The organism is Paraburkholderia sp. GAS32, from assembly GCF_050434225.1.
GTDB lineage: Bacteria > Pseudomonadota > Gammaproteobacteria > Burkholderiales > Burkholderiaceae > Paraburkholderia > Paraburkholderia madseniana.
On the sequence record NZ_JBNPVS010000037.1, the window covers coordinates 64,040 to 86,030 of the forward strand.

At 61.3% G+C, this 21,991-nt stretch carries 22 protein-coding genes; 1 reads left to right on the top strand and 21 read right to left on the bottom strand.

Annotated features, from left to right (window positions below; genetic code table 11):
• Nucleotides 1-203: 203 nt before the first annotated feature.
• The 4 genes from P3T25_RS34150 to P3T25_RS34165 form a co-directional block, all read right to left on the bottom strand.
• A complete protein-coding gene (locus P3T25_RS34150) occupies nucleotides 204-1,211 on the bottom strand; it encodes an ABC transporter permease (protein WP_171928604.1) in 1,008 nt (335 codons plus the stop codon).
• On the bottom strand, nucleotides 1,208-2,179 hold the full coding sequence (locus P3T25_RS34155) for an ABC transporter permease (protein WP_154566105.1): 972 nt from the start codon (nucleotides 2,177-2,179) through the stop codon (nucleotides 1,208-1,210). Before P3T25_RS34155 ends, P3T25_RS34150 begins: the two co-directional genes overlap by 4 nt.
• Nucleotides 2,180-2,182: 3 nt before the next feature.
• Entirely contained in the window at nucleotides 2,183-3,694 is a 1,512-nt protein-coding gene (locus tag P3T25_RS34160; RefSeq protein ID WP_429361415.1) for a sugar ABC transporter ATP-binding protein, read from the bottom strand.
• Between the two features lie 96 nt (nucleotides 3,695-3,790).
• Nucleotides 3,791-4,789, bottom strand: a complete 999-nt coding sequence (locus P3T25_RS34165) for a sugar ABC transporter substrate-binding protein (RefSeq protein ID WP_429361417.1) — start codon at nucleotides 4,787-4,789, stop codon at nucleotides 3,791-3,793.
• Between the two features lie 326 nt (nucleotides 4,790-5,115).
• Here P3T25_RS34165 and P3T25_RS34170 point away from each other — a divergent pair, with 326 nt between their 5' ends.
• Nucleotides 5,116-6,204 (top strand): LacI family DNA-binding transcriptional regulator, encoded by a 1,089-nt coding sequence (locus P3T25_RS34170; RefSeq protein ID WP_429361419.1) that lies wholly within the window; start codon nucleotides 5,116-5,118, stop codon nucleotides 6,202-6,204.
• 29 nt (nucleotides 6,205-6,233) lie between these two features.
• Here P3T25_RS34170 and P3T25_RS34175 read toward each other — a convergent pair whose 3' ends face one another.
• From P3T25_RS34175 to P3T25_RS34255, 17 genes are all read right to left on the bottom strand, one after another.
• Nucleotides 6,234-7,001: a helix-turn-helix domain-containing protein gene (locus P3T25_RS34175; protein ID WP_429361421.1), complete on the bottom strand. Its 768-nt coding sequence runs from the start codon at nucleotides 6,999-7,001 to the stop codon at nucleotides 6,234-6,236.
• A gap of 57 nt (nucleotides 7,002-7,058) precedes the next feature.
• Complete coding sequence (locus P3T25_RS34180) at nucleotides 7,059-7,412, bottom strand: cupin domain-containing protein (RefSeq protein ID WP_429361423.1); 354 nt, start codon at nucleotides 7,410-7,412, stop codon at nucleotides 7,059-7,061.
• Nucleotides 7,409-8,386, bottom strand: a complete 978-nt coding sequence (locus tag P3T25_RS34185) for a quinone oxidoreductase family protein (protein ID WP_266240479.1) — start codon at nucleotides 8,384-8,386, stop codon at nucleotides 7,409-7,411. The genes P3T25_RS34180 and P3T25_RS34185 overlap by 4 nt, the downstream gene beginning before the upstream one ends.
• A gap of 65 nt (nucleotides 8,387-8,451) precedes the next feature.
• A complete protein-coding gene (locus P3T25_RS34190; protein WP_154566112.1) occupies nucleotides 8,452-9,333 on the bottom strand; it encodes a 3-keto-5-aminohexanoate cleavage protein in 882 nt (293 codons plus the stop codon).
• Nucleotides 9,334-9,350: 17 nt separating this feature from the next.
• Nucleotides 9,351-10,100, bottom strand: a complete 750-nt coding sequence (locus tag P3T25_RS34195) for an SDR family NAD(P)-dependent oxidoreductase (RefSeq protein WP_168435953.1) — start codon at nucleotides 10,098-10,100, stop codon at nucleotides 9,351-9,353.
• Nucleotides 10,101-10,114: 14 nt separating this feature from the next.
• Nucleotides 10,115-10,957 (bottom strand): dioxygenase, encoded by an 843-nt coding sequence (locus P3T25_RS34200; RefSeq protein WP_154566133.1) that lies wholly within the window; start codon nucleotides 10,955-10,957, stop codon nucleotides 10,115-10,117.
• Between the two features lie 270 nt (nucleotides 10,958-11,227).
• On the bottom strand, nucleotides 11,228-12,349 hold the full coding sequence (locus P3T25_RS34205) for a porin (RefSeq protein WP_429361427.1): 1,122 nt from the start codon (nucleotides 12,347-12,349) through the stop codon (nucleotides 11,228-11,230).
• An 11-nt stretch (nucleotides 12,350-12,360) separates the two neighbouring features.
• Nucleotides 12,361-12,714: a Rieske (2Fe-2S) protein gene (locus P3T25_RS34210; RefSeq protein WP_154566114.1), complete on the bottom strand. Its 354-nt coding sequence runs from the start codon at nucleotides 12,712-12,714 to the stop codon at nucleotides 12,361-12,363.
• 12 nt (nucleotides 12,715-12,726) lie between these two features.
• Nucleotides 12,727-13,590: an intradiol ring-cleavage dioxygenase gene (locus P3T25_RS34215; RefSeq protein WP_233465081.1), complete on the bottom strand. Its 864-nt coding sequence runs from the start codon at nucleotides 13,588-13,590 to the stop codon at nucleotides 12,727-12,729.
• Between the two features lie 8 nt (nucleotides 13,591-13,598).
• Complete coding sequence (locus P3T25_RS34220) at nucleotides 13,599-14,705, bottom strand: branched-chain amino acid ABC transporter permease (protein ID WP_154566116.1); 1,107 nt, start codon at nucleotides 14,703-14,705, stop codon at nucleotides 13,599-13,601.
• Nucleotides 14,706-14,714: 9 nt separating this feature from the next.
• Nucleotides 14,715-15,581, bottom strand: a complete 867-nt coding sequence (locus P3T25_RS34225) for a branched-chain amino acid ABC transporter permease (RefSeq protein WP_054041271.1) — start codon at nucleotides 15,579-15,581, stop codon at nucleotides 14,715-14,717.
• Entirely contained in the window at nucleotides 15,578-16,288 is a 711-nt protein-coding gene (locus tag P3T25_RS34230) for an ABC transporter ATP-binding protein (RefSeq protein WP_154566117.1), read from the bottom strand. The genes P3T25_RS34225 and P3T25_RS34230 overlap by 4 nt, the downstream gene beginning before the upstream one ends.
• A 2-nt stretch (nucleotides 16,289-16,290) precedes the next feature.
• A complete protein-coding gene (locus P3T25_RS34235; RefSeq protein WP_097396162.1) occupies nucleotides 16,291-17,013 on the bottom strand; it encodes an ABC transporter ATP-binding protein in 723 nt (240 codons plus the stop codon).
• A 20-nt stretch (nucleotides 17,014-17,033) separates the two neighbouring features.
• Nucleotides 17,034-18,323 carry an ABC transporter substrate-binding protein gene (locus P3T25_RS34240; RefSeq protein WP_429361432.1) on the bottom strand — a complete coding sequence of 430 codons (1,290 nt, stop codon included), beginning with the start codon at nucleotides 18,321-18,323 and terminating at the stop codon, nucleotides 17,034-17,036.
• 43 nt (nucleotides 18,324-18,366) lie between these two features.
• On the bottom strand, nucleotides 18,367-19,425 hold the full coding sequence (locus P3T25_RS34245; RefSeq protein ID WP_429361434.1) for a maleylacetate reductase: 1,059 nt from the start codon (nucleotides 19,423-19,425) through the stop codon (nucleotides 18,367-18,369).
• A 6-nt stretch (nucleotides 19,426-19,431) separates the two neighbouring features.
• Nucleotides 19,432-20,895, bottom strand: coding sequence for an aldehyde dehydrogenase family protein (locus P3T25_RS34250; RefSeq protein ID WP_171928591.1), 1,464 nt, complete (start codon nucleotides 20,893-20,895; stop codon nucleotides 19,432-19,434).
• 96 nt (nucleotides 20,896-20,991) lie between these two features.
• Complete coding sequence (locus P3T25_RS34255) at nucleotides 20,992-21,984, bottom strand: hydroxyquinol 1,2-dioxygenase (RefSeq protein ID WP_154566121.1); 993 nt, start codon at nucleotides 21,982-21,984, stop codon at nucleotides 20,992-20,994.
• Between the last annotated feature and the right edge of the window lie 7 nt (nucleotides 21,985-21,991).

The window sequence follows — 21,991 nt, forward strand, 5'->3', positions numbered from 1 at the left end:
ACGTTTGTGTCGGCCGGATCGTTATTCAGATAATACGGAACATCCGGTTAAAGTCCTTGACCTCGAAGTCTCGCCGCTTATCAAAGCGTCCGTTTTCGTGACTAACGTCAGGTGGAAATAGCGACAACAACGGCAAAGGGCATACAGGACTAACAACACAATGAGCGACAAACAACCGTGAGGTCATGTATCGCCTGGCAGAGTCAGCCGATCCGCTCGTTTCTGCCCCGTCCGAGCACGTCCGCGAGTACGGCAACGAGCAGAACGGCGCCAATGATCAATGGTTGCCAGTTTGAGTTGAGGTTCAGGAGGTTCATCCCGTCGATCACGAGTGCAAGAATGAGGCACCCGGACAACGTGCCGAGCAAGCTCCCTGCGCCACCGAACAGGGACGTGCCGCCGATCAATATGGCCGCGATGACGGGAAGCAGAAGCGGCTCGCCCATGGCTGAATCTGCTGCATTGACCCGCGCGAGATAGATGAGCGCGGCAATCCCGGACATCAAGCCGCTTATCGTATAAACGGCAATTTTGCGCCGGCGCACCGGTATGCCTGAGAGCCTCGCAACTTCGCTATTGGCGCCGATCGCATAGATTTCCCGGCCGAAGTTGAGTCCTCCCGTGACGATCGTCGCGCCAATCAGCACGAATACCATCATGTAGACGGGCAACGGTATGCCGCCGAGGAATCCTGTGCCCAGTGTTCTGAACCCCGTCGGAAAGCCGTAGATTTCGTTGCCGCCCATGTAATGGAACGCGAGCCCCTGAACGACCCAAAGCATCCCATAGGTGGCGAGAAACGGCGGAAGCCGCAGCAACGTCACAGCGAGACCATTGAGCAGACCGATCAGCGTGCTGCATGAAAGCGCGGTGGCGGCTGCCAGAATCGGCGACCCGCCTGTCTTCATGACACCGGCCGCCAGGCAGGCCGACAGCGTCAGATTGGCCGCGATCGAGAGATCAAAGCCGCCGGACAGGATCACCAGCGTAAGCCCGGAGGCGAGCAGGAACATCAGGCTCGCCTGACGCAGAACGTTGAGCAGATTGGGGGCTGTGGAGAACGCCGACGTCGTGAAAGCCAATGCCATCGCAATCAGAACGATGAGTACGGCGCGATAGATCAGCGTGGCCGTTTCCTCGCGAACATGATGACGCACATCCAACTGGCTGACACGGGACCATACGAAGCGGGAGTTGTTCAGAATACTCATACTTTCGCTCCATTGACTCTGGACTTGCGCACACTATCGATAACAACGACAAGGAGCACCAGCATCCCGACGGAAACAACCTGAAGAGAGGACTCAATGCCAAGGAGATTCAAGGCATTGCGCAAAACGCCGATCGTCACGACGCCCATGACCGTGCCGAACAACCATCCTTCGCCACGCTCGAAAGACGTGCCACCGAGGACCACGGCCGCAATGGCATCGAACTCCATGCCGATTGCCGAATTGGGCTCTGCAGAATTCATTCGACCGACCAGCACCAGTGCTGCCAGGCCGACCATCAACCCACCGAAGACATAGATCGCAATGTGAAAGGCTTTGGCTTTGATGCCGGCTAGAAGCAGCGCATCCCGATTGCCGCCGATGGCGAACACATAGGTGCCAAACCGGGTGTGATACAACAGGAGATGGGTAAGCGCATACGCGAGGAGCGCAAAGATCACCGGAAACGGAATGCCGAGAAGGGTCCACGCGTAGAGCTGGGCCACGCTGGGGTTCCCGACGACAACCGCATTGCCGTCCGTCAGCACTAGCGCGATACCGTGGGCAATGCCGAGCGTACCGAGTGTGACAACAAAGGGAGGAAGCCCCAGCCTCGCGATGAGGGCGCCGTTGAAGAGACCCGTCAGCATCCCTACCGCCACCGAAGCACATAACGCCAGCGCGATGCCCCACCCCAACCCAAGAGTCTGAGCGAAAACGACCGCACAGAGACTGAGGAGCGCACCCACGGAGAGGTCGAGCCCCTCGCTCAGGATGACGAGCGTCATTGGCATGGCAATCATGAGCAGGATCGAGACCTGCAGTCCGATGTTGGTGATGTTGCCACTCGATGCAAACCCGGGCACGCCGAACATCGCCGTCACCGTAAGTACACCGCTCGCCGCGACAATCGACGGCACTGGCCGCCGCTTTCGTATCACACTGATTCTTTCAGCGCTTGCGTCCATGATTTAACTCCCATGCATTGCCAGGCGAAGAATGTTCTGTTCGCTCAAGCTTTCTCTGGGCAATTCACCCGAGACCACGCCTTCGCGCATGACGTATGCGCGATCGCAAACGTGAACAATCTCCGACAATTCGGAACTGATGAGAAGAACGGCGGCACCGTCTTTAATCAGTTTCTCGATCAGATTGAAAATTTCCGTCTTTGCGCCTATGTCAATGCCGCGCGTCGGTTCATCGAATATGAACAGCCGGCAGCCGGCGCTGAGCCATTTGCCGATCACGATCTTCTGCTGATTTCCGCCGCTGAGGACACGAGCGCTCTTGCCGGGGTCGCCGGGAGCGATCCGCAAGGAATCGATGAGCGCTTTAGTCGCACTCCTTGCTTTCTCCGCTTGATACCATCCTCTCGGAAAGAGTTTCCACAGGCTGGCGGTGAGCAGGTTTTCGTGCACGGAGCGCTTCAGCGCCAGCCCTTCCTGCTTCCGGTTCTCAGGAATCAGACCCACGCCCATCGCCGCGACTTTGTGAGGACCGCCGGTCACAGCCTCACCAAAGACGGCGACCTGGCCGGTTTCGATCGGGTCTGCGCCAAAGACCGCCCGCACGACTTCCGTGCGCCCGGCGCCGACAAGTCCCGAGAGTCCGACGATCTCGCCGCACCGGACCTGCAGATCGACACCTCGGACGCCTGTTGTGGTGGTCAGTTGGCGCACGTCGAGCGCGACCTTGCCCGGCTCGCCGAAATATTGGCGCTTGTACACCGTTCCGACTGACCGGCCAACCATCAACGCGATCAGTTCATCGGGTGTCGCCACGGTGGCCGGCATCGACCGCACCAGACGGCCGTCACGCAATACCGTGACGCGATCGCCCAGGTCGAACACCTCCTTCATGCGATGCGAAATATAGACAATCGCGGCACCGGACTCGCGCAGCTTCCTGACGACACTGAACAGCGCCTCGGCCTCACGGTCGGAAATCGCTGCCGTCGGCTCGTCCATGACCACTACGCGGGCATTGTGCGAGAGCGCCTTCGCGATTTCCACCATCTGCTGCTGCGCGACGCCGAGGTCGGCCGCGTACGCATGGGTATCGTAGGCAAGGCCAAGTTCTTCGAGCGCGGCTCTCGCGTCGAGATGCATCTTGCGATGATCGATCAGGCCAAAGCGATTGCGCGGTTCGCGCCCAAGGTAGATGTTCTGCGCGATGTTCAGGTGCGGTACGAGAGAGAACTCCTGGAAGATCACCGCGATGCCGAGTCGTTTGGCGTCGGCAGGCGACTCGATTGTTATCGGTCGGCCGTCGCTGAAGAACTCGCCGGAGTCCGCTCTGTACGCGCCGAACAGTACTTTCATCAAGGACGACTTCCCTGCACCGTTCTCCCCGAGAAGCATATGCACTTCACCGGCATACAACTGAAGGTCGACGTCAGTCAGGGCGCGCACACCCGGGAAGCTTTTGCAGATCTTGCGCAATTCCAGAAGAGGCACGCCATCGGTCGGAATCGTTGTTTCCATGTTTGCCTTCGTTTTGTGGCTTGAGCAGTCACTGGCGGTGCCGGCGTATCGTTCGAGCGAGAATCCGGCATCGCGACAACGCGAACTCCGGGCTCGTTAGTTGCTCACGACATCGCCCCATTTCGGACACTGCCGTTTGTCGCCGGGCACTTCGAATGGCGCATAGTTCGTCTTGTCGATGACGATGCCTTTGATCAGAATGGTCTGCGGAACGGACTCCTTACGCACCGTCTTCACGGCCGCCATCGTGGCAATGCAGCCCATCTTGTAGCCGTTGAATTCGGCCGTCGCCAGCAGTCGACCGTCCTTGATGGCTTTGACCGACTCCGGCACGCCCCCGATACCCACCACCTTGACCTGCTTCTGCCCGGCCGCCTCCAATGCCTCAATGGCACCCATCGCCATCACGTCCGCTGCCGCGAGAACACCGTCGATCTTTGGATTTGACTGAATCAGGTTTTCCATCACCTGAAGCGCCTGCAAACGCTGATAGTTCGCAGGCTGGGAGGCAAGGAGCTTGACGTTCGGAAATTCCTCCAGCGCCTTGTGAAAACCGCGGACCCGTTCGTCACTCGTGGTGGAGCCCTTCACACCTTCAAGAATGACGACATTGCCTTTCCCGCCCAGGCTCTTCAGCAGATAGCGGCCGACGTCCAGCCCCAGATTGAAGTCATCGGCAACGACGACGGAGGCGAATTTTCCGCCTGCCACTCGATCGTTGTAGTTGACGATCGGGATACCGATCGCGTTGACCTTCTCGATCTCCGGAACGACGCCATGAGGATTGACGCCCATGAACAGCACAACGCTGGGCTTCTTGACACTAACGTCCTCGAGCTCGCTGAGCTGCTCGCCGAGATCATTGGGCCGCGTCGGCGCATAGTGGGTCACCGAAACGCCGAGATCCTTTGCTGCCGCCTCGACGCCGGCGTGGACGAGCGCAAAATGCGGGTCGACCTGATTCTTGTAGAAAGCCGCAACGCTCTCGCCAGTCGCAAATGCGTTTGGCCCCGCGGCAATGCCCAGTGCAAACGCACAGGCGCTGAGAATGCGTTTTTTCGCCAGTCGGCTCGTCAGTTCTGTCGTCAGTTTCAAGGTCGTCTCCGTTTAACTGTTTTTTGGCGGCCCTCAAGCGAGTGCCCGAATCCGGTACGCCAGCCCGGTTGCGGGAATGCATCCCGGGAAGCACCTCCAATCTTGCGCACAATCGATGCAATCGTTTGCTTAAAAGCAAATCAATTATTAAGCTTTTACTGCATCTCGCCTGCCATTCTCACTTTCTTTCATGCAACAAATTTTATGCAAACGTATGCACATACTAGCCAGGCAGATACCTTTGTCAATTCATTTATGACGCTCAGCGCATAGGGTTTGTACTTGCAACATTGAGAGCAACCCTTTGCACCTATACAATGACTTCCATGGCCAAAACATCAGAATCCCGGGCAACGATCCGCGTCACCATTCGCGAAGTCGCGCTGCATGCGTCTGTCAACGCGTCGACGGTTTCGCGCGCCCTCAATCCTGCAACCCGTCACCTGATTGGGGACGAAGTCGTCCGCAGAGTGTTGGCGTCCGCGAAATCGCTCGGTTACCGTCAGAACAAGCTCGCGTCCGCGCTTCGTGGGGGGCAGTCAAGGGTGATCGGGGTGTGCTTGCCCGATATCGAGAATCCGGTATTCCCGCCAATTGTCTGTGGCATCGAAGAAGAACTCGCGGCCGTTGGCTATGGCGTCCTGATCGCCAATACCGTTGGCACGTTGAAAGACCAGGAACGCATGCTTGAGCAGATGCTCGAGCGCCAGGTCGACGGCCTCGTTCTCGCAACCGCTGCCCGTCACGACCCGTTAGTACGGCGTTGCATTCTCGACGGCATACCCGTCGTGCTGGTGAATCGCGCGGAGGAAGGCGGACATGTGCCGGAAGTGATCAACGACGACTTCCTCTCCATGAAGCTTGCGGTCGATCACCTGGTGGAGTTAGGGCACAAGCGGATTGCGCATCTCGCCGGTCCTGAGCGCCTCGCAACCGGGCTCTCGCGAATCCAGGGCTTCCAGATGGCGACGCAGCAGCATCGCCTGACTGGGACGGTTATCCTCGAGGCCGCCGAATTCACGCGCGAAGCGGGCCAGGTGGCCTGCGACCAGTTGCTGAAGGAGCACAAAGGTGTAACGGCGATCATTGCCGCAAATGACCTGATCGCGCTGGGGTGCTATGACGTTTTCGCAGAACAACGTCTGATTTGCCCGAAAGATATTTCGCTCATCGGTCACAACGACATGCCGCTTCTCGACATGCTCCATCCGCCATTAACCACGCTGCGTATCCAGCACCGGGAAATGGGCAGGCAGGCCGCGAGACTGCTGCTCGGGATGATCGCGACACCGGGCGCGGCTCCACACCGCATTACGCTCCCCCCCGAACTGATGGTGCGCGGCTCGACCGCCATGCCACGCAACACGCCGCTGCGAGCGAGAACGCCGAAAACCGCGCCTGCTTCTGCTGATTGAGTGCCGAATGAGCACAGAAGCGCCAAGCATCAACCTGAAGCGCTTCGTTCACGCGGTCTGGTGCGCTGACGCGCGAGCCATTCGCGCGGCGCGTTACCGATCCGTGATTTAAAGAGCGTCGAAAACGCGCTCGACGTGAACCCAAGAACACGGGCCGTCTCCGCTACGGAAATCCCGTGAACAAGCGCGCACATCGCCGCCCCTACCTGCACCTCCCGGCGCCATTGGCCGACACTGGCGCCCAGTTCCTGGGTAAAAATCCGGCTCAACGTACGGCTGCTGACTTTCGCCCGGCTTGCCGCGTCCGCAATCGCCATATCCCTGGTTGGATGGATGAGCAGCGCCTCGCATAGCGCCGCGACACGGCTTCCCGATGACGGCATGCGGACAGCAAAATGCCCGGCGATTTCAGGCACCGCACGCAGTTCGTCGGCTAACAGAGCCACGACCGCTGCAAATGAGCGTTCGATAGTCGATCGTTGCGTGGCCGCGAAAATCGCGATCAATACGTCAGAGCAGTTCAGAACGCGCGCCGCCGGTACGAAATCGGCGCTTAGCCCGGCATCGATTCGAAGCGCGCAAATATCGGCTCCGTACACCGCACAGACGCTATGTGCGACGGCCGGCGGAAGCCACACGCCGTTGCCCTCTGTCACACAGTACGCGCGCCGTTCAGCCGTTATCCACACGCCGCCTCGCCGCACATAGAGAAAGCAGCCGACCGCGGCGGATTGGGCATGCCGCTGATCACGCGCGCCAAGCCGCACATCCGTCACCACACAGGCGGAATATGTCATGTGCAGCTTTTGCAGATCGCCATGGAAAGCACGCGGGCGGTAATCACTGCCGTCGCCTCATCCGCAGTGCTCAGGCCGCAGAAACGGCATCGCCAGCAGAATCTTCGCCGGGCGGCGGGACCGATTGTGCAATGCTCGCCGTTCGCCCGGCGCAATGCGGCACGAATCGAAGGCCGCGAGAATAACCTCGCCCTCATCGGTCATGACGACGACTTCACCTTCCAGCACCACATAATGTTTTTCAACGGGCGACGCATCCGAGGTGGTGTAGCCGCCCGGCTCGATCGCCGAAACGCCTAGCCACAGCGACTCCGCCGGTCCGGCTTCATGGCCTTGAAGCCGGACGCACCGCATCGAAAAGTGATTGGGCGGAAAATATTCCGGCGCATCTTCGAAGCGGGTTACGTTCATGGCTTGAGCAGGACCCGGTTAGCCGCGCCGCGGAAAACGGCCTGATACGCGAGCGCCGCGTCGGAGAGATCGAAGACAAAATCCTCAACGATGGGAAACGGTTTTAACGTGCCACGTTCGAAATCCGGCAACAACGCATCGAGAATGAGCGCACCTTCCGTGCTGTCGAGTGCAAGCGTATCGATGCCGACATAGGTGTGCTGCCCCCGATAGAACGTAAAGATGTCAAATGGCACCGGACGTTCGACGGTAGAGATGAAAATTTGCTTCCCGCGCACCGCCATGGCCTTGTTGGCCTTTTCGAAGTATGGACTGCCAACCGTGTTGTAGACGATGTCAGCGCCATGGCCGTCTGTCAATTCTCGAACCACCTCGTCGAGGTTTTGCGACGAGGCGTCGATCATGGTGACGTCGGCGTTCGCATGGCCGATGTACGGTGCATTCGTGCGCTCGACACCCAACACCTTGGCCCCTGCCTGGGTCGCAAGTTGTATCGCTGCCTGCCCCACCTTCCCGTTTGCACCCAGCACGAGGACGACGTCGCCTTGTTCCACGCCACCCGCCCGTTGCAGTCCTTCGAAGGCGGTAACGAAGGGGACGCCGATCGCGCCCGCCTCCTCCATGGTCAGATTGGCCGGTTTGGCACGCACGCTGTCCACGGGCACGGCGAGATAGCCGGCATGCGTGCCGTCGCGCCGGATACCCAGCTCGCCGCCGCTACCCCACACTTCCTTGCCGAGCATCTCCTGCGGCCCCTCGACAACAATGCCGGCGTAATCCCGACCCGGCGTGCGCGGCCACACCGCATGCGGCATGAAGCCCAGCACAGCCTTCACGTCGCTCGGATTCACCGCGGCACTCACCACGCGCACGAGACACTCGGCAAACTCGACGTCCGGCGGATCTTGCGCGCCAATGTGCAGATCGAGCGAGTCGATATCGGCGCTCTTTTCCAATACACGAACTGTTTTCATTTTTTATTTTCCTAAAAGGTCAAGATGACCGGTCGAGCCGAATACCGACGCGTCCTGAAACGCGCTCATCGGTTCAGCCCCAGAAGCTCGCGAGCCTCCTGACTGGTCGCCAGTTCGCCGCCCAGCGAGTGCACGATGTCGCGCGCACGCGCGACCAGCTCCGCATTGCTGTAAGCGAGCACACCCTTGGCAATGTAAATGTTGTCTTCCAGGCCGACCCGGACATGGCCGCCCGCCAACCATGACTGGGCGACGATCGGGAATTCGGAACGGCCGACACCGAAGGCCGACCAGGTGGCCTGACGGGGTAGCAGGTTACGCGCGTAGAGAAGCGTTTCCGGACTGGCCGAGAAACCGTATTTGACGCCCATCACCAGGGTCCACAGCCCCGGACCGTCAAGAACGCCCTCCTTGATCAGGTCCAACGCCAGGTGCAAGTCACCTGAGTCGAAAATCTCCAGCTCCGGCTTGACGCCCGCCTCCCGGATGACGTGGGCCATGCGCGTGACATTCTTAGGTGTATTGATGACAACGTCGCCGCCGGAGTTCATCGTGTTCAGGTCGAGACTGCAAATGTCCGGCTTGAGCTCGAGAATATGCTCGACGCGCCTCTCCGGCGGCAGCAAGGTGGTGCCAGGCGCCGCAACTCTGGGATCGTCGTCGCTCGGAATAAAGCGGCCGCCCGGACCCGTGGTCAGATTGATGATGAGATCGACGTTCATCGCGCGGATGCGCTCGATGACTTCCCGGTAAAGCGCCACATCCATCGAGGGCCGCCCCGTCTCGGGATCACGCACGTGGATGTGAACGGCTGCCGCACCGGCGCGTGCAGCCTCGAGCGAGGCGGTCGCGATCTGCGCGGGTGTGATCGGCAGCCCCGGATGTTGCTCCGGTTTGGTGATATTGCCTGTTACAGCGCAGGTGATGATGGTCTTGCGGGAATGCATATCAGGCCTCGCTGCAACTAGTTCAGACGACGGCCACCGTCCACGACGATGGTCACCCCAGTGCTGAATGTCAGATGAGTGGCGCAGGCCTCGATGGCCGCTGCAATATCGTCCGGCGTCCCGATGCGGCCTAGCGGCGTGGTGGCCGCAACCTTGTCGTTGAAATCATCGCCACGGCCGGGAACGAACGACGTGTCGACCACCCCCGGGGACACGTTCAGGACACGAATGCGAGGTGCAAGTGCACGGCCAAGCGATGCGGCCATCACGTCAAGCCCGGCCTTGGCCGCGCAGTAGGCGATGTTGCTGCCAACACCCGTCGTGCCGGAAATCGATGAAACGTTGACGACCAGGCCGTCCCCCGACGCATCGAGCAGTTCGCGGAAAGCACGGATGGCGGCAAATTGCCCGCGCCAGTTGACCTTCAGAATCTCATCGATCAATTCGTCGGTAAGCGCATTCAGGTCGGAATGCTTGACGGGCTGGGTGAAGCCCGCCGTGTTCACGAGGATATCCGCGCGGCCATACCGGTCACGCACCAGCCCGGCCAGCGCGTTCAGAGTCTCGCTCGCGGTAATGGACGCGAGCGCCGCGGTGTGGCCCTCGCCCGGCAGATCGTCGGCCACGCGCTGAGCTTTGGTCAGGTCATGCTGACCGACGACAACGACGCGGGCGCCAGCTTGCCCAAGACGGCGGGCCGCAGCAGCGCCGATACCTCCGGTTCCGCCCAAAATAACCGCGACCTTCCCTGAAAGTGTGTTGGACACGTGAGACCTCTTCTTTACTTGATGGGGGGCGTGGGATAGGTCGGCGTTCCTTCGGCAAGAACGAAGTCGTAGTCGAGCGTGTAGTACAGCCTGTCTACGTCTCGCTTCGGACCCGTGCCGGAATCGTGGCGCTGGAACGTGCCAACGAGACGGCGATTGACACCGAACACGACGTCGGAATTCAGGTGCTCCGAGTCGTCGGCGAACACCTGCGAGACCAGGGTCGCATAGCCTTCCGCGATGATGACGAAATGCAGATGCGCTGGCCGGAACGGGTGGCGATTCTGCCTTTCAAGCAGCACGCCTACCGGCCCGTCGGTGGGCACAGGGTAGCCGGCAGGGCGCACGCTCTTGCAGGTAAACCGCCCTTCGCTGTCGGTGTAGAAGTGACCGCGCAGGTTCTTGTCGGGCTGGCTCGAGTCCTGGTTTTCGTACAAACCGACTGGCGAGGCCTGCCAGACGTCGACCTTGGCGTTGGCAACGGGCTCGCCTTTGGTGTTGAGTACGCGTCCGTTCACGAAGAGCGGGGAGCCGGGTGAGTTCTCGCATGCGATGCATTCACCATTCGCATACTGCGGCGAGTCACCCCGGTAGAACGGTCCCAACAAGGCGCCCGGCGTGCGACCGCTTGCGTCCGAGTTGTTCAGCAAAGTAACCAGGGTTGAGAGACCCAGCACGTCGGCGAGCAGAACGACCTCATTGTGCTTGTCGTTGCAAGCCAGGCCGACCGCCCTCACGAAATCAAGACCCTTCTCGAATTCCTCGTCGGTCAGCTTCACCTGCTTAAGGAACGCGTGGCCGTGGTCCACTAGCGCGTCGAGCAGTTCCTTGAGCCGAGGATTGTCGGTCTGGCTCATTGCCGCCTTGACAACCGCGGTTATCGAAGCGGCGTCGTCGACGATGTTCTTCAGATGGTTCGAATTTTCCACAGGGCATCTCCATCAGTGCAATCGTTTGCATAGTAAATTGCAAAAATGCCGATGTCAAAGCTTAAAGATGCCATAGTTAACCCTGAGTACGCGTGTAGACAGGGTGATGTAGGAATTTGCGAACTACGCAACCGATTGCGATTGAATGGCTGCGGCTGCGCCGCAGCCAGTTAGCGTCCCGTCTTTAGTCGAACTCTCTCAGAAGCTCGTGCGCAAGCCAATCCGCGCAAGCGTCTGCGACCGGTTGCTCGCCGCGCCGTCCGGCTGCAACAAGCCGTTGATCCACGCTCGCGTCACTGCCGCATCGCCGCCCGCGCGTTGATAAATCGCTTCGACGTAACCAGTGGTGCGCTTCGAAAAGTTGTATTGCAGCGCCGTGGTGATCTGCTGCGCCTTGTTGTCCAGCAGCACGTCGTTGCCTTTCATATAGGCATAGTCGAGACCGAGGGTCCATGCCCCGGAGATCGTCCACGACGCGCCGCCCTTGTAGACATCGATCTTCGCGCCGCTCGCGGTATTTTTCGTGTTCGTGTACAGCAGCATGGCCAGCACACTGCCGAAGTTATAGTGCGCACCCACGCCGAAATTGCGGATACCGTCGTGACCGTTGCCCAGTTGCGGATACTTCACTTCGATGTACGCCGCCCCCACGCCCAGTGGACCGTTCGCATAGTTCGCGCCGAAACTCATCGTCGAGTCCGAGGAGAACGAGCCGGGCACGCCGCCGAATCCGTAGAGCGCGCCGAAAGTGAAGCCCGAGATATCCGGGCTGCGATACTTGACCGAGTTCGCCACGCGCGTTGCGCCGGCCATCCGGTCAAAGTCAAATGAGCCGGTCGGATTGTTCGGCACGCCCAACGCGGTAAACGGCCCCTGGCGAAAATCGTAGATCCCGCCGAACAGGAACGCACCGTCATACAGTCCGAGCGTCAACGTTTCGAACATGAAGTCATACTGATTGCCGAAGGTCAGCGAGCCGAAGCGGTCGTTGGTGAGTCCAACCAGGGCCGTGCGGTTGAAAAGCTGCCCTGCGCCGGGAATCGTCGCGCCGCTGCCCAGATCGAACTGCGACGTGAGTTCGAAGATCGCCTTATTGCCGCCGCCCAGGTCCTCGCTGCCTTTGAAGGTCAGCAGATCCGGCGACAGCACGCCGCTGTCGAACAGCGTCGCGGCGCCGCCATGCTGGTTGTTCACATAAGTGACGCCCGCATCGATCACGCCTTGCAGTGTCACACTGCTTTGCGCGCCTGCGAAACCCGGCACCATCAACGCGACCGTGCAGCCTGCTATCGAAAAGCGCTTCGACTTCGTCCTCTTCATGCCCGTCTCCTTCATTCGCTGTTGAATATATTTCGCTGCTCGATACGAATGGCAACGCGCGTGAGTGCCGCCCCCTGACACGGACCGTCAATGCACTGACCATCTTCGAAACGGAACATCGCGCTGTGATGTGCGCACATCAGCAATTCGGCGTCGTAGGCCCAGAACGTGTTCGGCTCGTAGTTCAGCGGAATCGAAAAGTGCGGGCAGACGTTGCGATAGGCCCAGGCGTCGTCACCCCGGCGCACCACGACGATGCCAGGGGCACCCGCTTGCTCAGCGGCAATTTCCAGCGCGCCGCCGTCCGGAATATCGTCGAGCGTGCACATAAAACCCGCTTGAGGTTCGGGACTCGCCGCATTCATGACGTGCCCTCCTCACGCGAGTCGCCGACTCATCACGAAGTCGCGCTGGACTTCGAAGAACGGGCTCGGCAAGTCCCATTCCTTCGCGGCCGCCACGCTGTCGTTCGGCACGTAGTCGATTACGAGCGACGGCTTCGCGCCGAATACCGCGTCGGAGTCGACATATGGGTCACCAGCGGAATACAACGCGGTGGTGAGCGTCTCGTAGCCGGGCGCCTCGATCAGGAAGTGAATATGAGCAGGCCGCATCGGATGACGTCCGGTCGCGAGCAACATCTGTCCGACCGGGCCATCGGTCGGAATCGGATAACTGGTCGGCTTGATGGTTCTGAATGCGTATTCGCCGTTCGGTCCAGAACGGAATTTGCCGCGCAGATTGCTCTCGGGCTGATCGGGGTCCTGGCCTTCGTACATGCCGTTATTGGCCGTTTCCCACACCTCGATCAATGCGCCGGGCACCGGTGCGCCACGCTCGTCGACGAGACGGCCGTGGATGAGCGTCGGCTCGCCTTCGGTGCGCGCGATGTTGGCACCGAAGGCCTCATCTCTCGCTCCCTCGCGATAGAACGGGCCGAGCAGGCTGCTCTCGGTCGTGTCGCCGGTGCGTTCGTGATTGATCGCGTCGACCATGATCGACAGGCCGAGCGTGTCCGACAGCAGAATGAACTCCTGGCGAATGCCGCTGCACTTGTTGCCGGTCGCAGTCAGGAATTCAATGCCGCGGCGCCACTCCTCGCCGGTCAGTTCAACTTCGCTGGCAAACGCATGCAGATGCTTCACCAGCGCGGTCATGATCTGCTTGAGTCGCGGATCGGTGCAGTCGGCAAACGTCCTGAGCACGTTCTGCGTCAAGGGATGAATGGTTTCGTCGTTCATTGTCGACCTCATGCGCGATGGGGAGCCGACGGTGTCTCGACAGAATCGGTCGATGCATCGTGCGGTGAAGCTTGTTGTGAATCTTGCTGTGAAGCGCCGGCGTCGACGAACACGACGCGGCGTCCCACGGGGAACAATTGCAGTCCGTAGCGGCGCGATACCAAGCCCCACAGCCCTTGCGGAAAGAACATCGTCACGACGATCGCCAGCGCACCGAGTCCGATCAGATACCAGGTGCCGAAGTCGGAGAGGAACTGGTTCAGCACGAAGAAAATCAGCGCGCCGACAATCGGCCCTTCGAGCGTGCCCAGGCCGCCGATCATCACGATAAAAATACCGAACGCGGTCCAGTTCACCGAGAACGCCGCGTCCGGTGAGATACGCAGGTTGCCGACGAAATACAGACCACCGGCCAACGCCGTACCGCACGCGGATACCAGATAGACGAGCAACCTTGCACGCTTCACGTCGACACCCTGACTGCTGGCCGCCACGGCGTTGTCGCGCATCGCGGTCAATGCGAGACCGGCTTTGGAGCGCAGGAACAGATACAGCAGACCGATCGCCGCCGCGACGATAACGAGCGCGAGCCATAGCGTCAGCGATTCACGCAGCGCACGCGGCACGTCCTGCAGCGCGGTGAGGCTGGTGCCCGAACCACCGCCCAGCACCGATACGTTCGCCACCGTCAGCCGGAACACTTCGGCGATCACCCACGTGCCGATTGCGAAGTAACCGCCTTCCAGCCGGAACGCCACCATCGATGCCGGAATTGCGATGACCGTTGCGATTGCCGCCGCGATCGGCACAGCAACGAACGGCGAGATCCCGCAGTAGTTGGCGAGAATCAGCATCCCATAGCCGCCGATGCCGAAGAACGCCTGCTGCCCGATCGACACCATCCCGCCATAGCCCGCCAGCAGATTCCACATCAGCGCGAACACCAGATACGACGCGAGCTGCACGAAGTCGCGCATCGCATCGCGCCCTGCCCACCATGGCGCGCTCGCCACCGCCAGCGCGACGATCAGCAGCACGATCATCGCCACGCGGCTCGCACGGGTCGCGCGCCGCACTTCGAAGCCCCCTGCGGGCCGGTTCATATGCATCGTCATGTCGAGCCTCTATGCGGTTTTGGGCAGCAAGCCCTGCGGCCGGGCCACCAGCACGCCGAGAAACACCACGTGGCCAAGCCAGATACCCCAGCCGGGATCGAAGTAAAAGCCCACCTGCTGCGCAATACCGAGCGCCATGCCGCCGACGAAGGTGCCCCAGAACGAGCCCATCCCGCCGATGATCACTGCTTCGAACGCGTACAGCAGCAACGCCGGGCCATCGGTCGGCGACACCGCGGTGCGCATCGAATACAGCGCGGCAGCGACCGCGATCAACACGAACGCGATGCCCATCGCCAGCGCATAGGTGCGGCGATAGGAGACGCCCATCAGTTGCACGATCTCGCGATCATCAGAGGTGGCGCGAAACGCGCGGCCAAGCGGCGTGCGGCCAAACAGCCACTGCATGGCGAAAGCCAAAGCGGTGGTGACGACCAAAGTGACGAGCGGCAGATAGCCCAGCGTGATGCCGCCCGCGAGCGTGAGGCTCTTCGACTCGAAGCTGCCCGTTGCGATCGAACGCGGATCGGCGGAGAACACCTGTTGCAATACGTTCTGAATCACGATCGACAATCCGAACGTGACAATCAGCGAAGGCAGCGGATCGCGGCTGCTCACCCGGTTGAGGATCGTGTACTGCACCGCGTAACCCGCGCCAAACGCAATCACGAGCAGCAGAACCAGCGACACGGCGAGCGGCAGATGCGCGTAGTTCGTCAGCGCGAAGAGCACGAACACCAGCAACACGATGAAATCGCCGTGCGCAGTGTTGGTGAGCCGCATCACGCCGAACACCAGCGATTGACCCATCGCGAAGAGCCCATACAGCGCGCCCAGCAGCACACCCTGCACGACGATATTGATGAACGTGTTCATACGACCGCTCCAAAATATGCCTGCGTGATCGCCTCGTCCGACACCTCGGCCGATACACCCGCCAGCGACACACGCCCTTCCTGGAAGCAATAGAAACGCGACGACACGCGGCGCGCCAGTTGCACGTCCTGTTCGACGACGATCGCACTCATGCCGCCGGCGACGATCTCGGGCAACGCCGCATAGATCTCGCGCACGATCACCGGCGCGAGGCCGAGCGAAAGTTCGTCGCACATCAGCAGATCGGGATTGCTCATCAGCGCACGGCCGATTGCGACCATCTGCTGCTGACCACCCGACAAGGCAGTGCCCGCATGGTGACGACGCTCCCGCAATGCCGGAAACAGCGAGTAGACGCTTTGCAGGTTCCAGCGGCCGGGCCGTTTGGAAAATGCACCGAGCAGCAGGTTTTCCTCGACGCTCAGGCTCGCAAACAGACGCCGTCCTTCCGGCACCAGCGCGATACCCTTGCCGACGATGCTCGCCGCGGCCGCGCCGCCGACCGGCTCGCCGCGATACAGGATCTGCCCGGCGGAACGGGGACGCAGCAGGCCCGCCACCGATTTCAAAAAGGTCGACTTGCCCGCGCCGTTCGAGCCGATCAGCGCAATCACCTCGCCTTGCGCCACCGTTACATCGATGCCGAACAGCGCCTGGAAGTCGCCGTAAAACGCGCTCAGCGCGCGAGTCTCCAGTAATGCCGACATGGTCATGCCTCCAGTCCGAGGTACACGCGCCGCACTTCGGGGTCGTCCATCACGGCGCCGGGCAGGCCTTCGGCGAGCCGTTTGCCGAAGTTGATGACGAGCAGCCGGTCGGCCACCGCGAGCAATGCATGCACGACGTGTTCGATCCACACGATCGTCACGCCCGCCTCTTTCACGCGGCGAATCTCGTCAACGAGTTCGTGCGTTTCGGGTTCGGTCAGGCCGCCTGCTATTTCATCCAGCAACAGCAGTTGCGGTTGCGTAGCCAAAGCGCGGGCCAGTTCGAGGCGCTTGCGGTCCAACAGGCCCAGCGTGCCGGCCAACTGGTTGGCACGCGCTTTGAGACCCGTGCGTTCGAGTACATCCATGCAGACGTCGTAGGCAGCATGCTCGGCCAGTTCGCCGCCGAAGGTTGCGCCGACCAGCAGGTTTTCGAATACCGTCATGCCGCCGAACGGCCGCGGCACCTGATACGAGCGGCCGATCCCCGCCGCGCACCGGCGATGCGGCGGCAAGTGGTTCACATCCGCGCCGTCGAATTCGACGCTGCCCTGATCGGGCCGGACGTCGCCGCTAACGAGGTTGAATAGCGTGGTCTTGCCCGCGCCGTTCGGGCCGAGAATGCCGTACGTCTCGCCGCGTTCGACAGCGAAACTTATGTCATCGGTCACCTGCAGCGCGCCATAACGCTTCGACACACCGGTTAATCTGAGAACTGGGTTCATCGCCGCTCTCCGCAATGCGTTCACGCGATCAGCTTGAGCGGGCCGGATAGCGGCACGTTCGGCGCGAGCTGGTTGTTGACGATGGCGAGATCGAAACGATGCTTCTGCCCCTTCACCCATTGGCCACCTACCAACGGCGTTTTCGCGACGTTCTTCACCGGCCCACTGTCCCACGCGACATGACCGACCAGCGTATCGAGCTTCGTCGCTGCCACTGCGTCGCGGATCGCTTCATTCGAGTCGACATCTTTCGCGCGCTTTAACGAATCGACGGCGATTTCGAACAGCGCATGCGCGAAGCCGATCGGTTGCGTCCATTGCTTCGACGTGATGCGCTCGTAGTCGTCCGCGACTTGCCGCGCGCTTTGCCCCGTCAACGACGACTTGAACGGATGCGAAGGCGACCACCACACTTCGGTGGAGAGTCCGTCACCGAGATCGCCGAGCGCTTCGATCGAAGTGGGAAACAGCAGTGCCTTACCGATCGAAATGACCTTCGGCTTCAGGCCTTGCTGACGCGCCTGCACGAGAAAGTTCTTCGCGTCGGGCGGAATCACGACGCCGGTGACGATCTGCGCATTCGCCTGCTTGAACGACGAAATCTGTGCGGAGAAGTCCTGCGTCATGCTCTGGAAGCGGCCCGGGTCCTTCAGCGTGAAGCCCTTCTGCGCGAGCACGGGCGGGAAGCCAAGCTTCGCGTCACCCCAGGCGTTGCCGTCGCCATCGTTCGGAAACAGGCCGCCGACGCTGTGATTGGTCTGCACCGACTGCCACATGCCGGTGAACACGGCGATCACGTCCTCGAGTCCCCAGAAGAAGTGATAGGTGAAGCGGAAGCCTTTCTTCGGATCGCCCTTTCTGCCGAAGAACCACGGCTGCCATGGCACCACCGTCGACACGCAAGGCATCTCGTTCAGCTCGCACGCATCGCTGACCGGATTCGCGGTCTCAGGCGTACCGGAGACGAGCATGATGTCGACCTTGTCCTTCAGGATCAGATCATTGGCGACTTCGCCGGCGCGATTCGGATTCGACTGGCTGTCCTTGACGACAATCGACACCGGATAGGTTTTTCCGCCGATCACGATGCCGCTTTTCAGCGTCGTCTGCATCTGCTGGATCGTGAAGCGGTCGGCTTCACCGAACGGCGCGAGCGGGCCGGTTTGCGGCGATACGTAGCCGATTTTCAGCGTGCGCGGGCCGGCGGCGAAGACGAGCGGCGAGAACGCCGACGTTGACGCGGCGAGCGCGCCGCCTGCGGCGAGTGTGACGAAGCGGCGGCGCTTCGCATCGAAGGAATATGCGTCCATGGTTGTCTCCTGAATTTTTTTGTATGAGTGGGGGGCGTTCGTGCTAATCCGGCCGTCTGCCTTCGAACGCAGCTTCCAGCAACGCGCGTAGCGGCGTTCGTTCGACTGGCCGCGGATTCCAGTACGGATTCTTCAGCGCGAGATCGAGCGCGACGTCGAGATCGCTTGCGCTCACACCGATGTCTTTCAGCGCGGTAGGCGCGCCGTTATCGCGTGCGAGGTCGAATACGCCTTGCGCGGCGTCGTCGGCGTGCAGCGCGTGTGCGATACGCTTCATCGCCCCCGGTGCGGCCTCGCGGTTATAGGCGAGCACGTGCGGCAACACGATCGTGTGCGTTTCCGCGTGCGGCAGATTGAACGTGCCGCCGAGCGTATGGCATAGCTTGTGATGCAGCGCCATGCCGACGCTGCCGAGCACCGCGCCGCACAGCCATGCACCGTAGAGGCAATCACCACGTGCAGCGAGATCGTCCGGTTTCAGCATCACCCGGGGCAGACCTTGGCCGAGCGCACGGATCCCCTCTTCCGCCATCAGCTCGATGATCGGATTCGTGTCCTGCGCGTAGAGCCCTTCGGCCGCGTGAGCGATTGCGTTGATGCCGCTCGTCAGCGATAACGCGGGCGGCAGCGATGTGGTCAACGACGGGTCGTAGATCACCGTCTTCGGCAGCACGCGCAGATCGCGACCGGTCTTTTTGACACCGGCTTCGGTGAGGCCGTAAATCGGCGTCATTTCGGAGCCTGCATAAGTGGTCGGAATCGCGATGATCGGCAGCGAGGTTTCGAGCGCGATCGCCTTGCCGAGTCCGGTCGTCGATCCGCCGCCTATCGCGATCGCGCAATCGGCGCCGACCTGCATGGCAAAGTCACGGGCCGCGCGAGCGGTTTCGATCGGTACGTGCATCACGGCTTCGGCGTAGACGCCCGCCGCCCGCGAGCCAAGACTTGCCGCCAACGCTTCGGCCTGGGCACGCTGCTGCGGCGTGGACAGCACGATCGCCCGCGTGGCGCCGAGCAGGCCAATCTCACGATCCAACTGGTCGAGACTGCCCGCGCCGAAGATCACGCGCGACGCCAGGCCGTTATAGACGAACGATTCCATGGCGGTTCAGCGCGGGTAGTAAGGCGGAATCTGCGCATCCACGTTGACCCAGACCGACTTGGGCTGCGTGTATTCGCGCATCGCTTCGAAACCCATCTCGCGTCCATAGCCGCTCGCGCCGACACCGCCGAACGGGGACGCGGGGCTCACGCGCTTGTAGCAATTGATCCACACCATGCCGGCGCGAATCTCGCGGGCCACCAGGTGCGCGCGTTGCAGATCGCGTGTCCAGAGACCCGCGCCGAGACCGTACTCGGTGCCGTTCGCGATCGCGAGTGCTTCTTCGTCCGTGCGGAATGTCGTGACCGTCATGAACGGACCGAACACTTCTTCCTGCGAGACCCGATGCTCCGGCTTCGCTTCGACGATGGTCGGCTCGACATAGCAGCCATTCGCGAGCGCGGCATCGTCCGGCGCCTTGCCGCCCGCCAGCACGCGGCCACCCTGTTCCCGTGCGACGTCGACGAACGACAGCACGCGGTCGCGATGCTGACGCGAGGTCAGCGGGCCCATTTCGGTCAGTGGATCGAGCGGATTGCCGATCCGGATCGTGCGGCTCAATGCGGCGAACTTCTCCAGCACTTCGTCAGCGATCGATTCATGGACGATCATCCGTGAACCGGCGATACACGCTTGCCCCTGGTTGTGGAAGATCGCGAACGCGGAGCCTTGCACAACGGCATCGATATTCGCGTCGCCGAATACGATGTTCGCGCCTTTGCCGCCGAGTTCGAGCTGCACCTTCTTCAGATTGCCGCTCGACGCCTGCACGATCTTGCGCCCGATCGCCGTCGACCCGGTGAAGGCGACCTTGCTGATCTCCGGATGCTCGGCGATGTACTGACCCGCCACATGACCCAGGCCCGGCAAGATATTGACGACACCGTCCGGAAATCCAACCTCGGCCATCAGTTCTGCGATCGCGAGACTCGACAGCGGCGTGAGTTCAGCGGGCTTCATGATCACGCAGTTGCCCGCGGCAAGCGCCGGCGCCATCTTCCAGCTCGTGAACATCAGCGGGAAATTCCACGGCACCACTTGCCCAACGATGCCGACCGGCTCGCGCGTCATGTAGTTCAGAAAGCCCTGTTCGACCGGAATCACCGAGCCTTCGAACTTGTCGGCCATGCCGCCGAAATAACGGAACGTAGCCGCCGTGCGCGGCACATCGAGATTGCGTGTGTCGCGAATCGGATGGCCGGTATCGAGCGATTCGAGGCGCGCCAGCGCGTCGGCATTCGCTTCGATCGCGTCGGCGAGTTTGAGCAGCAAACGCCCCCGCTCCATCGCGGCGAGATTGCTCCACTTCGGAAACGCCGCCTTCGCCGCCGCCACGGCGCGATCGACATCGGCGGGTCCGGCCATCGCGACTTCGGCAATCACCGAGTTGTCGTGCGGATTAAGGGAGGCGAGCGTTTCGCCGTTTGCAGCCGGCACGAAGCGGCCGCCGATGAAGAGTTGCGTTTGCATGTCAATCCCGCACAAGTAAAACTTTGGACGTGACATTCCCCGCGGCGCCAGCGGTCTGGCGCCGTTCGATCGACGATCGGAGGGAATGTCTGAGAGTTAGATCTGGATCGGATACGGCGGCAGTTCACCGCTTTCGTAGCGCTTCGGCAGATCGGGGGTGGCGTTCTCCCACACCAGCAGCATCGAACGCTTCTGCGAGTAGCCCTTGTGGCGGATGTCGGCCGGCATCGCAGCGATATCGCCCGCGTTCATCGTGATGCGCGCACGCGGCTCACCGCTGTCTTTATCGGCGACGTCCCAGATGATCTGGTCGGACAGTTGCAGGAACCATTCGACGCGGTCGTTGCCATGAAACACCGGCAGCACGAATTCCTCGGTGGTCGGACAGAACAGGCTCTGCTGGCAGACCGACGTGACCGACGGATTCCACGTCACGTCCGAGCGCGACAGGTACTTGAAGAGGCTGAACGCATGCAACGCGCTCTCGAATCCTGGCTCCGCATGAATCTCAGGTTCGTCCTGGACCACATCGGCGAACTGGCGATTGACCGGCAAGTCGTCGCGCAACGGCGAATCGCCTTCGAGACCCGGCATGCGCTTCGTGGCGATCCGCGTGCGCTCGATCGCGGCGATGTTGTCGCCATGTTTCGTGCCGAACGCGGAGCCGGTTTCTTCGGGCGCGGCGAACGGGTCGAAGCCTTCGTTGACCCAGTCCCGCAGAATCGCCTTGAAGGTGGCCATGATGAGCGGCGTATCGAACTGCTGCGTGTGATCGATACCCGCTTCCTTGAAACTTGCGTTGTACGCACCGGCGTACATGTCGACCTTGCCGTAGTGATTGCGCGTGCCGATCACTTCGTCGAAATTGACCCAGCCGTAGAAGAAGCCCCAGGCCACGTCGCGCATCATCGCGCGCAGGAAGTCGTCGGCGTGCATCTGGTGCGAGCGGGTCTCGCCTTTGGCGGGCCATTTGACGGTAGCGAAATAAGCATCGCGGCTGAATTCGAAATCACCGAGGCGGAACGTGCGATAACCGGACACCGCGTCGGCCTCGCTCGCGGTGACGTTTTGCAGGGTGCTTTTGTCCATGATGGGC

What these genes read in the sequence shown, in the direction of transcription:
- P3T25_RS34175 (WP_429361421.1), bottom strand. Translation starts at nt 7,001, where the DNA reads ATGACATATTCCGCCTGTGTGGTGACGGATGTGCGGCTTGGCGCGCGT.
- P3T25_RS34200 (WP_154566133.1), bottom strand. Translation starts at nt 10,957, where the DNA reads ATGAGCCAGACCGACAATCCTCGGCTCAAGGAACTGCTCGACGCGCTA.
- P3T25_RS34170 (WP_429361419.1), top strand. Translation starts at nt 5,116, where the DNA reads ATGGCCAAAACATCAGAATCCCGGGCAACGATCCGCGTCACCATTCGC.
- P3T25_RS34240 (WP_429361432.1), bottom strand. Translation starts at nt 18,323, where the DNA reads ATGGACGCATATTCCTTCGATGCGAAGCGCCGCCGCTTCGTCACACTC.
- P3T25_RS34180 (WP_429361423.1), bottom strand. Translation starts at nt 7,412, where the DNA reads ATGAACGTAACCCGCTTCGAAGATGCGCCGGAATATTTTCCGCCCAAT.
- P3T25_RS34210 (WP_154566114.1), bottom strand. Translation starts at nt 12,714, where the DNA reads ATGAATGCGGCGAGTCCCGAACCTCAAGCGGGTTTTATGTGCACGCTC.
- P3T25_RS34190 (WP_154566112.1), bottom strand. Translation starts at nt 9,333, where the DNA reads ATGCATTCCCGCAAGACCATCATCACCTGCGCTGTAACAGGCAATATC.
- P3T25_RS34150 (WP_171928604.1), bottom strand. Translation starts at nt 1,211, where the DNA reads ATGAGTATTCTGAACAACTCCCGCTTCGTATGGTCCCGTGTCAGCCAG.
- P3T25_RS34220 (WP_154566116.1), bottom strand. Translation starts at nt 14,705, where the DNA reads ATGACGATGCATATGAACCGGCCCGCAGGGGGCTTCGAAGTGCGGCGC.
- P3T25_RS34160 (WP_429361415.1), bottom strand. Translation starts at nt 3,694, where the DNA reads ATGGAAACAACGATTCCGACCGATGGCGTGCCTCTTCTGGAATTGCGC.
- P3T25_RS34250 (WP_171928591.1), bottom strand. Translation starts at nt 20,895, where the DNA reads ATGCAAACGCAACTCTTCATCGGCGGCCGCTTCGTGCCGGCTGCAAAC.
- P3T25_RS34235 (WP_097396162.1), bottom strand. Translation starts at nt 17,013, where the DNA reads ATGAACCCAGTTCTCAGATTAACCGGTGTGTCGAAGCGTTATGGCGCG.
- P3T25_RS34215 (WP_233465081.1), bottom strand. Translation starts at nt 13,590, where the DNA reads ATGAACGACGAAACCATTCATCCCTTGACGCAGAACGTGCTCAGGACG.
- P3T25_RS34255 (WP_154566121.1), bottom strand. Translation starts at nt 21,984, where the DNA reads ATGGACAAAAGCACCCTGCAAAACGTCACCGCGAGCGAGGCCGACGCG.
- P3T25_RS34225 (WP_054041271.1), bottom strand. Translation starts at nt 15,581, where the DNA reads ATGAACACGTTCATCAATATCGTCGTGCAGGGTGTGCTGCTGGGCGCG.
- P3T25_RS34230 (WP_154566117.1), bottom strand. Translation starts at nt 16,288, where the DNA reads ATGTCGGCATTACTGGAGACTCGCGCGCTGAGCGCGTTTTACGGCGAC.
- P3T25_RS34245 (WP_429361434.1), bottom strand. Translation starts at nt 19,425, where the DNA reads ATGGAATCGTTCGTCTATAACGGCCTGGCGTCGCGCGTGATCTTCGGC.
- P3T25_RS34205 (WP_429361427.1), bottom strand. Translation starts at nt 12,349, where the DNA reads ATGAAGAGGACGAAGTCGAAGCGCTTTTCGATAGCAGGCTGCACGGTC.
- P3T25_RS34185 (WP_266240479.1), bottom strand. Translation starts at nt 8,386, where the DNA reads ATGAAAACAGTTCGTGTATTGGAAAAGAGCGCCGATATCGACTCGCTC.
- P3T25_RS34155 (WP_154566105.1), bottom strand. Translation starts at nt 2,179, where the DNA reads ATGGACGCAAGCGCTGAAAGAATCAGTGTGATACGAAAGCGGCGGCCA.